Origin of the sequence: Methylobacillus caricis (assembly GCF_020532705.1) — a bacterium.
Classification (GTDB): Bacteria; Pseudomonadota; Gammaproteobacteria; order Burkholderiales; family Methylophilaceae; genus Methylobacillus; species Methylobacillus caricis.
This window is the reverse complement of sequence record NZ_JAJAVD010000001.1, coordinates 922456-937671: the sequence shown is the minus strand read 5'-3', so window position 1 is coordinate 937671 and position 15216 is coordinate 922456. Positions and strand designations below refer to the sequence as shown.

4 protein-coding genes are annotated in these 15216 nt (G+C 45.4%); all 4 read right to left on the bottom strand.

Annotation, left to right across the window (positions count from 1 at the left end):
• Nucleotides 1-56 precede the first annotated feature (56 nt).
• Genes LG200_RS04435 through LG200_RS04420 form a run of 4 tightly spaced genes read right to left on the bottom strand, consistent with a single transcriptional unit; the run spans nucleotide 57 to nucleotide 15157 of the window.
• Complete coding sequence (locus LG200_RS04435; protein WP_226756379.1) at nucleotides 57-1427, bottom strand: HlyD family type I secretion periplasmic adaptor subunit; 1371 nt, start codon at nucleotides 1425-1427, stop codon at nucleotides 57-59.
• A gap of 10 nt (nucleotides 1428-1437) precedes the next feature.
• Nucleotides 1438-13476 carry a S8 family serine peptidase gene (locus LG200_RS14125; RefSeq protein WP_319004535.1) on the bottom strand — a complete coding sequence of 4013 codons (12039 nt, stop codon included), beginning with the start codon at nucleotides 13474-13476 and terminating at the stop codon, nucleotides 1438-1440.
• Nucleotides 13473-14303, bottom strand: a complete 831-nt coding sequence (locus LG200_RS04425) for a hypothetical protein (RefSeq protein WP_226756378.1) — start codon at nucleotides 14301-14303, stop codon at nucleotides 13473-13475. Before LG200_RS04425 ends, LG200_RS14125 begins: the two co-directional genes overlap by 4 nt.
• Nucleotides 14300-15157: an SEL1-like repeat protein gene (locus LG200_RS04420; RefSeq protein ID WP_226756377.1), complete on the bottom strand. Its 858-nt coding sequence runs from the start codon at nucleotides 15155-15157 to the stop codon at nucleotides 14300-14302. The genes LG200_RS04425 and LG200_RS04420 overlap by 4 nt, the downstream gene beginning before the upstream one ends.
• Nucleotides 15158-15216: the final 59 nt, after the last annotated feature.

Here is a 15216-nt window from a genome sequence, read left to right as displayed (position 1 = left end):
ATGCAGAGAGGTCAAGACCCGCCACGATATGGAGCACAGCAAACAAAAGGAACAATTCAACGCTCCCGTGCCGCTTCATGAAACGCCTTCCTCACAGGCGATAGCAGATACTCCATGATCGTCTGATCAATGAGTTTGATCTCGGCAGCAACTTGCATCCCAGGAGTTAGGTTCAGCTGTTGACTGTCAAATGCAAGATGCTGAGACTGGAGCTTGATTAGCGCCCGATAGGAGAATTGGGCACTGGCAGGCTGGGAAGCATCCGCGCCTGTTTGCTGGTTGTTGCTTCCAGGCGATCTGTCAGTGGAATCCGCGCTCACCTGCAATACCTCCCCAGTCACCATGCCATATTTCTGGAATGGGTAAGCAAACAGCTTCACCTGCACCTCCTGCCCTTCCCTGACAAAACCGGCATCGGTATTCTTCACCCAGACCTCGGCCAATAACTGTTCATCATTCGGCACAAGCGTCATCAGCACGGTACCAGGGGAAACAACGGTACCAGGCGTATGTGTGGCAAGGTCCTTGATAATTCCCGCCTGTGGAGCCCGCAACTCAAGCAGGCTGTTACGGTGAGCCTGTTTTGCCCATTCCTGGTCAAGCCGCTGGACTTCAGCATAGGTACTGACTCGCTCTGCCTCAAGTTTTCTTCTGTAGTCGGAGAATATCTGGGCGATACGCCTTTCTGACTGCAGTATGTTAGCCTTCAGGCTTTCAGCATTGTATTGCTGGGCATGAAAGTCCTGTTCCCTCTCAATGCGTTCGCGTTGCTTATCGAGCACCATCAGACTGCCCGCAAACCCTACCTTTCCCAGCTTTTCATAAGCAGCTTCCTGCGCTTTGTAACTTGGCAGGGTTTCTTCCAGCTTACGTTGCAATTCAAGATTGGCCGCAAGGTCATGCCTGGATTTCTGCAACGCAGCTTTTTCTGTTTGGACATTGTCTTCCAGCGCGAGGCGATTTGAGTGGTACTCAGCAAGGATACGAGAAAACAATTCCGGTGAATCCTCCGGCTGGCGTTCGAAAGGGAGGTTTTGAATTTCCGCCTCAACCCTTCTAAGCTCCAGGGATTTATACTCGCGCGCTTGCCGAATGGATTTGCTGTCGGCTTCTGAAATATTGGCATCCATACGTACCAAGACTTCCCCAGCCTGCACATGCTGGCCGTCACGCACGGTGATTTCCCGTACGATTCCGGCCTCAGCTGGCTGGACGATCTTGAGATATGTTGAGGGAATCAATTTGCCGTCTGCAACCGCTACCACATCAAGACGTCCAAACATGGTCCATACAATCAAGGCAAGTAACAAGAGCAACAGCCCTCTCAATACTATCCTGGGTAAAGGGGAAGGCAAGTCCTCCTGGAGATGCAGCAAGTCTGGTGCAAAGTCCAGCCCCTGTTTCATACGGCTAGCTTGTTTAAACATCAATATTCACTCAAGCAAGCTTAATCGGCTCAGACTGCCAATTTTGTTGGTTGAATTGCTGGGTTATTTGTCCAAACCCAACTTGGCTCAACACACTCTTGGCTGCCTCGAAACCAACGTCGGTCAGATTGCCGTTCATGCCATAGTGGTATGCCAGATCCCCACCAATGACTTCGGTATCACTTCCACCTAAGTGGGAATCCAGCAATTTGTTGATCAACGCCCAGTCAACCAGATTGCTGTTGGCATCGCGTGCTGCATCAAAGCTATTGACCAACTGTAGGAAGTCGAAGGTTTCGACTTTATCATCCAAAAGCGTATTGCTCCCATTGGCATTGAACGCTGCCATGGACTCGGCAATCACCTGCAAGGTAGCGACAGAGCGATTATTGCTTGAGGCATACCAGTCCTTGAATGTAATACTGCTATTGCTATCCACCTGCAGCTTGAGATCATTGCTGGATTTGCTGAAGCGCAAACTGTTGTAGTCTACTCCTCCCAAGGAAAGAGTAGCTTGCACACCATCAATATCCAGAATGGTGTCGTGACCATCTCCGCTATTGAAGGCAATCACGTCCCAGCCAGACGAAGTTGCAAACTCTGATCCGTCAATATCACTTTCAATCCAGCTTAGCTGCAATTGGTCATTCCCTTGGCCTCCGGCAAAAAAGTCATGGGTAGCACCACTCCGCAGTACATCATCGCCAGCTCCGCCATCCAGCACGATATTGGCATTGAGCCAGGAATTTCCCTGGACCAAATAATCCTGTCCTGCTCCACCTTGCAATGCGTCATGCCCCCCATAGCCAGTCAAGGTATCGTTGCCGGCATTGCCCTGTAGCAGGTTGGCATCGGTATTGCCATTGATGCGGTTGTCATGGCTGTTGCCAATGACATTGCCACCAATACCTGCAATCACTGTCACTTCATTCAGGTTTGCAGCCCCTAGCTGATAGTGATCAAGTTGGGAGTAAATCAATCCGTCACCAATCACCTGGTCGCCATGATGATCGACATAGAAGGTATTGAAACCAGCACCGCCATCCATCAGGTCAGCCCCGGTACCACCATTTAGAGTGTCGTTTCCGTCACCACCATACAAGGAATCATTGCCTTCATTGCCATGTAGTAGGTCATTGCCGATCCCACCATACAGCACATCATTCCCCAGGCCACCATACAGATAATCGTTACCGGCATCTCCATTCAATGTGTCATTGCCGCTACTGCCAAATATCCGGTCATTGCCATTGCCACCGCTGATCACGTCGTCACGGCCTGAGCCGAAAATCGTATCGTTGCTGTTCGTACTAGCAGCAACAAATAGTTTTTGCTCGAGCTCGCTCAACGTCATAACGACATTGTCAGAAAATTGAATAAAGCGATTGGCGTCAGTGCTAGCGTCTCCCCACCACTGATCAAAGATCATTTGATCAGTACTATCGGTAAAACTGATTTTAAGGCTACGCGGGCCGTTGTCAGCTAATGAGTCAGTGTTATAAGTTGTTTGTTCAAACCTGATACTGGTATTAGTGGAACTGATATTGGCAAGGAATATCGTGGAGGTTTCGCTGGTGTTGTCATCTATGGCACGGTCAACTCCATAGCCTTTGCCGAATTCGTAGGTGTCGTTCCCTGAGCCGCCGTACAGCGTGTCATTACCTTCATCACCGCTAAGATAATCGTCCCCGGCATCGCCATAGATCATGTCATTACCCAGCAAGCCGAACAACAAATCATCTCCTTCCCCACCTTCGATGGTGTTGTCTTCGTCATTGCCGAAGATAATGTCATCACCGGCCTGGCCGGATATTTTAATGATTCCGTCTTCGGCTTCCATAAAGTCATCTTCCATAGAGCCTAGATAGAGATAGCCTTTTTCGGCAATAAGGTCTTCGGTCAGTACAGTGACACCATCAGCAAAGACGATCTGCTCAACCTTGTAACGGTCATCCTTGAAATAGTTCTTGATCCGGACAGTATCATACGACTCTCCTGGATTTGGTCCCTCAACCGAAGGATCAATGCTGCCAGTGTGGATCACCAGGTCATCTTCGGTACGGATCAATTCTCGAACCAAAGCAAAATAGCTTTGATATTCAGGACTTGATTGGGCTTTGACACTCAATACTAATGTGTCGATATCATTATTGCCGCCATCATCCTCGATGATGACATCCTCACTTGGGTTTAATGAAGCGCCGCCTGTAACATAGCGGTCATTGCCTTGACCACCGATCAAAGTGTCGGCCCCTAATCCGGCAATCAAGGTATTGGCGCTGGCATTACCTTGGAGGATGTTGTCGGCAGCATCGCCTGTGATGTTGAACAGGCCAGTTCCTGCGATGGTGATGTTTTCAATGTTCTGGTAATTACCCTGGTCTAGGATAATTTCAGTGGCAGTCGAAGTGATGTTGTTGAACTGGATTTCTACAGTGTCGGCACCTTCATTTTCATGCTCAATGATCACATCCAATTCATCATTCAAAATGTAAAGATCATCATTCAAGCCACCATATAATGTATCCACTCCAGCACCGCCTGCAAGCGTATCCTCCCCCGTGCCGCCAATAATGAGATTATCAAGATTATTACCCGTAATTGAGGCGCCAATGCCAGTATCTGCACGCAACTCCTCGACCGATACATCAGTAGCCAGAATATACTCCGTCTTCACCCAGACAATGTCACGCCCTTGTCCATCAAACTCGTGAATGACATCCCTGGAGTCATATACAACATATTGATCATCTCCAGCACCGCCTGCCAACGTATCTCCGCCTCCACGACCATTCAAAAGATTGTTGCCGTCATCCCCGACAATCATATTGCTTAACCTGTTGCCAAATAAAACAAGTCCCATGCCTTTTGAAAGCAGGTTTTCGACATTATTTGCCAACTGTTCGATATCAATACTGGTCTCTACAGTATCTATTCCATCGCCGAATTCTTCGACGATAATATCTCCCGCTTTCTCAACAACATAAACATCATCGCCATCAAGTCCTCGTAATACTCCACCTGCACCATTTCCTTTAATGCGATTGCTTTCGTCATTTCCCGTCGCATTGATTTTTTCATTTCCCAAGAGAGTTACATTCTCTAAATGTTGATAGTTTCTCAGGTCAAGATCGATATAGGACTGTATTTCATCAATACCTTCATTACTGTTTTCAATGACGACATCCAGAACATGATCTACAACATAGATGTCATCTCCTTGTCCACCAATTAATGAGTCAACTCCATTGCCACCATCTAATAGATCATTGCCATAACCACCATAGATAGTATCGTTATCATTGCCGCCATAAAGCAGGTCATCCCCTGCACCACCATCAATATAATCATGGCCACTTCCGCCGTAGAAATAATCTGCTGTTCCTTTATAAAAAGACACCCCATTTTCCATATCAGAGATATAGTCAGTAGCATATCCAATCAAGGTATCATCACCACTCAGTCCATATAAAACAGTCTGATGAATATCTTGAGTATTTATTCCTGAACTCAGGTAGCTAGCATTAGTCAGATAATCATTACCATATTGACCTAATGAAAATCCCGGGGAGGACTCCCCATTAATATTTCCATATTCATCAAACGAATCGAGCAAGACAATATAATGGTCTTTCTTAATACCCCCTTCAAATGTTGACCATGAAATTAATATATCTTTCAATAAATCACTATCAGATGTTATATCGACCCAGCCATCCAAATCTAGCCTGGAAACTCCAACATCATAATAGCCATAGTTAAAATTAATATTTGTTGGTAAATTTTGTTTATACAAACTATCAAATGAGGAATAAGAATATTGAAAATACTCGTTCGCATCAAACAACTTCTCATTTCCTACCACAATACCGTTCTCAATCCATTGCTCTTTATTCATTCCCAATAAAACATCCTGATGGTTATTGTAAAAGAATGAATAGCTCGATTGAGATATGGCATCAATGGTTAAAATATTTCCATTATTATCGATCAAGTTAAAATTAATAAAATCCCTTCTATCCATTTGGATAACAGAAAAGTTAATTTCACTCGATATTAAATAGCGGTCTCCACCTTCATTCCCATTAACATACGACCGATCCTGAACAAAAATTAAATCAGAAAATGGCGAGCCATTTTGCTGAGAAATCTCATCCTGTTGAGATAAGTTTCTTTGTGGAGAATTAACTAATGACGTACCTCCATATGAATCGCTATAATATTCTCTACCATCAGCCGCAATATAATAATCATTTAATGGAGTTTCACTGATATATTCATGGACATTGATAATAGCATCACGAAATATGATTCTATCCACATGAAAATCTGTCAATGATGCATCATCGATTAGAATATAGAGTGGATATGCTGAATTATTACTTATCTGCCCTCCACCATATTCGTTAAAGAAAAAGCTAACCTCATTTATCAGATAATCACTTAAATCTAATGTATCAAATCCGAATGCCCCATTATTATGCAGGCTTGGCAGCGAATATATCCAAAGATTTCCATCGTTTCGTTTGTAGATATACGTATCATCACCATCACCTCCATTCACTATATCAGCATAACCGCTCCCATCTGGTTGTCTGAATATATAAGAACTTCCTAATTCATGAATTTCTTCGTAAGCACCACCAGCATAAATAATATCATCCCCGCCAAATCCAAACAAAACATCAGCCTGAGCTGAAACTCTAATATATTGCTTTTCGCCATTTATCTTGGGAATATAATTCCCCATAATGTAATATTGACCATTACTAGATAAATTATCGATAGTAGGAGACACCCATCTACTTAGATAATAGCCATAATCTACATTATTAACTTTAATATATGGATATGAATAGCTCTCTATATATTGAAAATTAAACGATGAGTCTCTATTATTATCACCTTTATAACTTATATAGCCTAAAGAGGAGTATTTATAAATACCGTCCAGATAATTAGCACTATGTATTTGTGATAAAGTTCCCACTTGATAAGTAATTTCACCTACCAGATAACCATCATTTTCAGTATCAATAACAATACGCTCTTCTTCTGAAATTGGATAATACTTTGGCAAATCATGGTATTGATTTCCCAAAGAATAATAAGAGAATGGACCAAATCCAGCTTTAGACTTTACTGAATTAGCATCTAACAATTCATCAATATTTAATTTTAACGACCTTCCATCTGAATCAAATGCAGTTAAAAATAAAATCTCATCGAAATTAACCTGATTCATATGGTTAGTTGAAAAATATCCCACAATATCCGTATAAAATTTTCCATCTATTGATTGAATTCTTAAAGTATCAAAAACATTTTGATCACTATAATCTATACTACCTCTTATAACATTATCAAAAATATGAAAATTTTTATTTATGAGAATTTTTTCAAAATAAGTTGTCGCCGTGGAAAAAGCTTCTGACGACAATACCTCACCAATCAAGTTTTGAAAATTACTCCATTTCAATGGATTCCTTACTCGAGACAATACAAGATGGTCCGGAACATAACCTTCTGGTATTATTAAAGTATTATTTTTTGAAAAATTATTTAATGTATCCCTTGTAATTATTGTTCCGTTTCTTACCAGAACAAAATTTCTCTCGGCACCTATATCAATAATACTTCCTGATAAAGATCCTGAAATTGTGTCTTCTCCTCCACGCCCTAACACATACCAAAATTCTGCGTCATTATCATTTTCTGGTCCTCCATATATTTGATCACTATAATCAGTCCCAGCCACAACATCAGCAGCATTAAAGTTCCCAACTATATCCAAATCATATTCAGAAAAAAATTCGACAATATCACTCGGATATAATCCATTAATATTAAAGAAATCCCGAATTTTATTATTAGAATTATTTCCAATTTTAATTGTTGTATCTAAGGAATAGTTTTTTAAAATAACAGCTCCAGTACTTGTAATAAACTCCAACTCACTCCCATTATTCTTAACGTTAAATCCTATTGGATGAGTGTCAAATTCAATTACATCAACTCCTGAAACTCCGATGATAGTATCATTGCCATGTCCTGCACTAATCTGAATTAAATCAGCTCCGGATCCAGCTATTATCAGATCATTCCCTGCACCACCTATTAAGGTGTCGTCACCCTCGCCCCCGGTGAGTAAATCATCGCCATCTCCGCCAATAATCAAATCATTACCTTCATCGCCACTCAGTGTATCGTTTCCAATACCTCCCCATAATTCATCATCGCCATTTCCTCCAGTGAGAATATCATTCCCCTCATCTCCATAGAGGGTATCTGAACCTATACCTCCAACAAGAAGATCTTTACCATCTCCTCCATATAAAATATCATCACCTTCGCTACCATATAATGAGTCTTGACCAAGGCCGCCATAAATAACGTCATTAGACCTGCCTCCTGAGATGCGGTCATTTCCAGTAGTTTGCATATTGACATCATCACCATAAATGACAGCACCTTGATTTCCACCATAGATAACATCATCACCAGCTCCGCCAATCAATGTGTCATGAACAAGATTTTCCACACTATAAGAAATTACATTGATAGAATCATTTCCAGATCCACCATCGATATAATTTCCTCCAGCCGCAGCAAATACTGTGTCATGGCCCTCACCAAGATCAATCTGCAAAGCATTGTTGACTTTGGCATAAACTAGGTCATCGCCAGCTAAGGTATTGATATTAGTTAGGCCAAGCAACTCCTGAATAATCAGGTCGTTGCCATTCGTCACACTATTTCCAGATAGATATACCGGGCTCTGGCTAGCATTATTCAACTGCAGGCCATACAAATGGAAACCATTGTTTGTGGCTTGATCCAACACATAATGATTAGAAAAAGAGATTGATGATTGGTTAGAAGTAGAAAGTGTTGTTTCAAGTTGAAATTTTTCAGAATTAGCATTCCTGAATTTTAAATTCATCGATTCAAGATTAATGCCATTGAGGTAAACTACATCATCATGCGTTAAATCCTTGATGACATCATCGCCATGCCCAGCTGAAAAAATGAATACATCAGTACCATATCCGCCAGATAAGGTATCATTTCCACCACTGCCTTCCAGCGTGTCATTACCATCTCCGCCATTCAAGATTTCATTACTGCTATCACCTTGAATATCGTCATCCCCACCCCAGCCATTATAAGTACGTGGGGCAAAACTATTAATGTAATTAACCCAATCTGTTTGGGGAATTTCTTGTGGCTTTACTGCATTCCCCGGCCGCATTACATCTGCATATTCAGTTCCTCTCGTCCAATAAAAATTCCCCATGGAGTACCTGAACTTCCCTTGATTTGAATATTCAACCTGCACCAAATACGCCAGCCATGTACCCTGACTATCTGTAATAGTCCCTTGCCAACTAGCCTCAAGAATACCTTCATCAAGCAATACGTATTGATTCTCTCCGGCAATAATCAGAATCCGCTGCCCCGGGTCTGCCTTGACGTATCTATCACTGATAGAAACAATTTTATAAGCATCACCGGTTGGTAATAAGCCATTATGGATCAATTCATTCTCGACGAAACTTCGCACTGCCTGGGGGGGAATCTTCTTGAGCGTATATTCTTCTTTTACCCAAATCGTTCCATCTGGTGTGTATATATTATTATGGGAAAAATCAGACTCAATCGATGCAGAATCGTCATAAATTAATCGCAATTTCTTTGCGTCAAGCAATTGGTTGATTCCTTGCAAATACACCAATTGCTGCGCGTCGCCACTTGTGAGCATCAAAACAAGCTGGTTTGAATGAATGTTCTGCTGGATTTGTAAATTCCCCAGGGGAACCGTGCTTTTAATGACCAACTGATCATTATCCTGCAAGGAAAAATCATTGATATAAGTACTCGGCCCTCCGCCAAACCTGACTTCGAACACATCCCGGCCACTACCACCAATCAAGGTATCCTGACCAAGATCGGCGATCAAATAGTCATCCCCTTCGCCGCCAACCAGCACATCATTGCCGTAGCCTCCGATCAATTTGTCAGAACCGGCGCCGCCGACAACGGAATCGTTGCCACGCCCACCGGCCATCATATCGTTCCCAGCGCTACCGATCAGGGTGTCATTGCCAGCCCCGCCAATGAGCCGGTTAACAGGAGACAACATGTTGAACTGCTTGCCATTGACCTGGCTGGCTCCGCCAGACATGTCGATTCTGATGGCAGAACTCATGGCACTGGCATTCAGTTCAGTGGGTATGTCCACCGCCGGATTCAAACTCCATCCCCCGGCATACTCATCCGTGAGGTAATAGCGCTTGATCGCTTCCAAATCCGAACCAGCAATATCCAGGTATGCCAGAATATTTCCGCCTGCCGCCCCGGCTGCCGCATCCTGCACAATCAGCTGCCAGGTTCCGAGGCTGCTTTCCCCGCGGAAATGCGTGCTCATCAACGTATTGTTAAAATGCACCTCGCCTGCCGGGTTGCTCAGTTGGGTGGCCCCCTCATAAACACCCGGGCGCTCAAGCAATTTGCTTTGCGTACCAGAAGGCGAGACCAGAGTAACAATCAGGTCACTCCACCGCTCATGATCCAATTCAAGCTTGAGCATGACATGCTCGATATCAATATCTTCAGAAACGGTAAAGGTCAGGATTTTCTGGCCGAGATCAAGCAATTGGCTGGCCGTGGCCATAATGCTATTGACCCGGACAAGGTCATCACCCTCCGGCACCCAGCTTTCCGCCATTCTCACGGCGGCTGCGGCATCCACCAGTCCAAACCCGTAATCGTGGCTGAAATGCATGCCTTGGCCATTCCACTCCAAAGCATGGTTGTTGCTCCAAACCGTATTGGCCTGCACCCCTTCGCCAAGAGATTTTTTGGCAGTCATCGCCAGGATGGTTTGCACATCACGGTAACTAAGCAGGAGATTGGCCTCCAGCATGAGCGCAGCAATGCCGGATACGATAGGCGTTGCAAAAGAAGTCCCCTGGGTTTCCGTCACACTGGAACCTATCGTGTATCCATCGGCCGTGGTGTATTGGTTGGAAGTGCTGGCAATATTGGAGCCAGGTGCGGCAACCAGGATATTGGCGCCGCGATTGCTGAAGATCTCATTGATCCCGAGCCCGCTACCGATATCGCCTATGCGGTTCAAGGCACCAACCGTAATTCCATAGGGATTATTGGTTAAGTCGCTCAAACCGGCGTCATATCCCTTTTTGTGATCATTCCCGGCACCGAACACCATGATGGTTCCCAAACCATCCCGCCCAAGCTGGGCCGCGCTATAAATGGCATTTCTAATGCCTGCATACTGTAACTGCGCTCCAATCGAACTCCCGGAGTAATTCCAGGGATCAGGAATTCTCCAGCTGTTGTTGACGACATCATAATTTCTCATGGCATTGAGGCCATCAGTGAACGACTTGAGGCTGTCGCTAGAAAGCCCAATCGAATCCAGAGTCGCCTGATAAGCCACCCCGACAGAACCAATGCCATTGCGCGCCGCGCCAATGACACCTGCGACTGTCGTGGCATGCGCAGAGTGATAAGTAGTATCGACAAAATCCGGACTCTTATTCTGGATCAAGTCCGGGTGGTTGAGATTGGCTTTTTGCTGCCCGACTGCGAACTCTCCGCTAGGGTCAAGCACCAGAACTTTTACCCCTTCTCCGCTATAACCGGCTTTCCATGCCTCGGTAACATTGGTTGCGCCCAAATACCATTGTTTGGAAAACTCCGGGTCAGACGGAGTAAACTCATCCCCGTTGGGAACAATAATAACTGTTGCCGATGCTTCAGATAGGATATGCGGATTATTGTTATTCACGACCATCGGAGCATTGATAATTACATATTCATTAGGATATACATCATGCATCCGGTATCTAAAGCTGATCGGTCCTGAATAATCAGATGCCTTTGTAAAAATTACATTTTGGCCGCTGATACTAACCGTACCTCCCTGAGCATCGCCCACCCATTTAATAGACGAGTTAAAAAGATGAGTAGGAAAATCGATTACCGGGCCTAATTCCCACAATGTCACCCTATAAAATGGAGTATTTCTCAAGAAGCTAAGGTCATTCTCAAGCAAGGTGGAAAATGGGATCACAATCACGTTGCCACCATTAGACGTATCCTCAATTCGGTCATTCACTGGCAAGGTCGCCTGCATGGAAAAGTCCATCACCGTGGAATACTGGCCATTCATATAACTGAACGTCTCAACACCTTTGATGTATTGAATGCCATTCCTATCCGAAACCTGGCCCTCCGCCACCGTGCTGCCGTCCAGGTTCTTGTGATCCACTATTTTCCACTCATACCCCAACGCAGCATCAAAGTTTCGGCTGAAGGTGTAATCCTCCAGTCCGCCCTTGAGCTCGATCAGGTCAATACCGGCGCCGCCGTCAATATGGTCGATCCCGCCGCTCGCAATGAACACATCGCTGCCTTGTCCGCCTGAAAGCGTGTCGTTGCCCAGCCCGCCATCCAGCACATCGTTGCCCTCCTCCCCAAACAACACGTCATCATCGCGCCCGCCGCGCATGAGGTCATCGCCCTTGCCGCCATAGAGCACGTCGTTGCCGTCCGCGCCGCTCAGCACATCATCCGCGCTGCCGCCGATGATGAGGTCGTTGCCCGCCGCGCCGTCAATGAAGTAGTTGTCCACGCCACCGCCGATGAAGATGTCATCGCCATAGCCGCCATAGACAACTTCGGTGCTGGTCTGCGCCAGGTTGAGGAAGGTGCTCCTGTCATCCGCGACAATCACGATATCAATGCCTTCGCCGCCGTTGATGTCCGCCATGCGGTCATCCGCATCAATAATCAGCACGTCGCTGCCCTTGCCTGCGGCAAAGACATCGGCCCCGGCCCCGCCAATCAGCCAGTCGTCGGCATCGCTGCCCACCAGGGTGTCGTTGCCCAGGCTGCCGATGGCCTGAGTCGCGCCGCTGCCGCTGAGGTTGAGGTTGACGCCCAGGCTGCTCATGGCCTTGAGCACCGCTTGCCCATTGCTGCTGACTTTGTCGATATCCGCCGCATACTGGGTGCTGATGACCTTGGCATTGGGGGAGGTGTTGGCAGCCAATGGCACGTCCCACAACACGCGCTGACTACCATCCGTATATGTCGCTGTCACGCCCTGGACGCCGGGTTTGCCAGCGATGGTGGCGGTCTGGATATGCGCAGGGTCAAGGTCAATGGAAGTAATGCCGAGGTCGTTCAGGCTTTGCAGTTCGCCCGGGCTGGCATAGCCGTCCTGATTGCGGTCTGTCCAGAGTTTGAGTTGCCAATAGGCAGCATCCTCGCTGTCCAGACGCCCGTCGCCATTGCCGCCTTGGGCGGCGGTGTCCAGGCTGAGGAGATTGAGCGGACTTCCATCATCGGTCAATGCCACGAGTTCGCTGCCGTTGTTGATGCGTCCATCGCGGTTGAGGTCGATCACAAGCAAGGGGTCGGTAGGCGCTGTCCAGGCAATGGGCTCGGCAATGCCGTCTGCATCGTAGTCGAAATCCACGCCGCCAGCATTGAGCAGGATGCCGTCGTTGCCTGCATCCAGGACTAGCGGGTCACTGTATTCTGTCTTGCTCGGGTCGTTGGCGGTTTGTTGCTGGGTGAGGGATTTGGCGTCTTGAGCAGTGTTGCGATAACTAGCGCTTTCGATGGTGAAAGAACCATCCGCCTTGAGCTCAATGCGGTGGAACTGCAAGTAGGTGCCGCTCTCAGAGGTTCTGAGCACGCCAGCATCGTCTGTATATTGTTGCCCTGGATTCAGGCTGATGCCTATGGGGTCTCCATTCTGGTTGTAGCGATAAGTACCGTAAAGCCGGCTTTCAGGTTGGTTGGTGGGATACACATAATGTTGACCACTAGAGGGCTGAGAAGCAGTGCTGGCAGTTGGCTGGAGCTGGATGTTCTGTGCCCAGGTCTGGCGGATGGCATTGATCTGTTCCGTCATGTTGCTGATGCTTGCATTACCAGGACGGATGGAGGCGGTCGCCATGCTGCTGGGCGCGACGTTGGTGATGCCGCCCGGGTTCACATATTGCGCGGTCATGGTGTAGGTGTAGCCAGGGCCGTTGCCCAGGGTGCCATGCCCGCCGCTGGTGCTGCCCAGGGCGTTCTGGGCGTCGGGTTTGTAGTTCTGCTATTCGGACCAAGGAAAGAAGGCAAGCTTTCCTTTTCCGGAGCTCCAAACCAAAGCTCATCCCATTCCTTCATTAATAATGAACCAGGAGAACCACCTAGAGGTGAAGACATGATTTCATCAATCAGGCCATTCACTAAAAAGTCATTATTTTTTCCAAATCTTGGCGTACCCGGCATGCTGCGGATCAGTGAAGATGGCGAAGGAACGCCCAGTCGACCAAATACGAAATCAAGGGAAAACTCAGAGCCTTTTCTACCTGTATTAGCAACTAACTTCTGCGCAAACTTTCCGCTATCTGACCACTCTTGATTGGCTCGGCTAACAAAGTTTAAAAAACCTTGTTGCATTTCCTCTTGAATTATTCTAGCTCTTCCTGTTGAGGTTTCAGCATTAGGAATAGGAGGCCCTACATTTAAAAGATTGCTATAAATATAATCACCAATTGGTTCTGCTAAACGATTAGGTGGTACTTCATCTACAGTCAAGTTCCAAAGGTCCTGATAACCTGAGACACTGCTCTGAGCTAATCTATAAGCTAGATCACGATGTAAGAACATTGCATTTTCAGTTTTGATTAACTCAATCCAATTTGCTTGTGTTGATATCAATGCTTTATCAGGACTTTCCTGGATTTTTGAAAGTAATTCAGCCTGACGATCTTTAACTGAATTCCAGCTATCAATCCATATAAGATTGCCTTGAGTCATGCTATTGCGATTAATATTTGTAGTCATGGGAGATTTCTTTCGAGAAGATCAGGTCGAAATGGCGTATTTAACTGCTCAAAAACTTTACAATTTGTATGTGGATGATAAAGTGTAATATTAGGTATATTGTTATATACAGACTTAATTGATCCGGTAATTGACCGTACAATACTCAAGATATGTGATGAGTCTGTTTCTATCCAAGCCTCAGATATCCAACACCAGGCCAATGATTTATCAATTGGCACACCGTTTCCATGCAAATAATCCAACGCAACTCTAGCCTGACAATCAATGCATCCTTTCATAGCACCCTTCAAATTCCATTTCGCCCGTTCCTCAAGATTATCTTGATAATTAAAGTTTCCCCAATCCCCCATACATTGAGGGTGCCCCAACATAGCAGCTTTTTTTAATGAATCCTCGCGGGACAGCTCTTCAGAATGTCTTGGTGGTAGTAAGTTATAATTACCACGGATTTCCGGTTCAATTACCCAAATAAAACATAATGCGTCAGGATCATTTTGTTTTGCCATTTCTACAATACGGCTCCACAGGTGCTCGTAATTGGCACCTTTTCGCTTTAACCCAAGGTGGTGAAAATCAAACATTTGTTCTGCAATATATGCTAACTCATATCCTTCTTGGGCAAGTCGATGTACCTGCTCTCCTCTAGCCCAGGTATCAGGCCTATCTTTACTACTTTGATTTTTCAATACTAGGTTATTAAAAAACTGTAGCTTCTGCTTAGGGGTAATTTCCTCTTTATCCATATTAATCACATTTTTCTTCTCAAAAGAAAAGTCAACTGTTTGAGAAAAATACAAATTACTCAAACTCAAAAACATGGCTATCAATATTAAAAAAAATCTCTTATACATTCCAATTCCTTTCAATCATTATCATTGTTTTTTAATAAGAGACTTTCCAATGCCTTCCC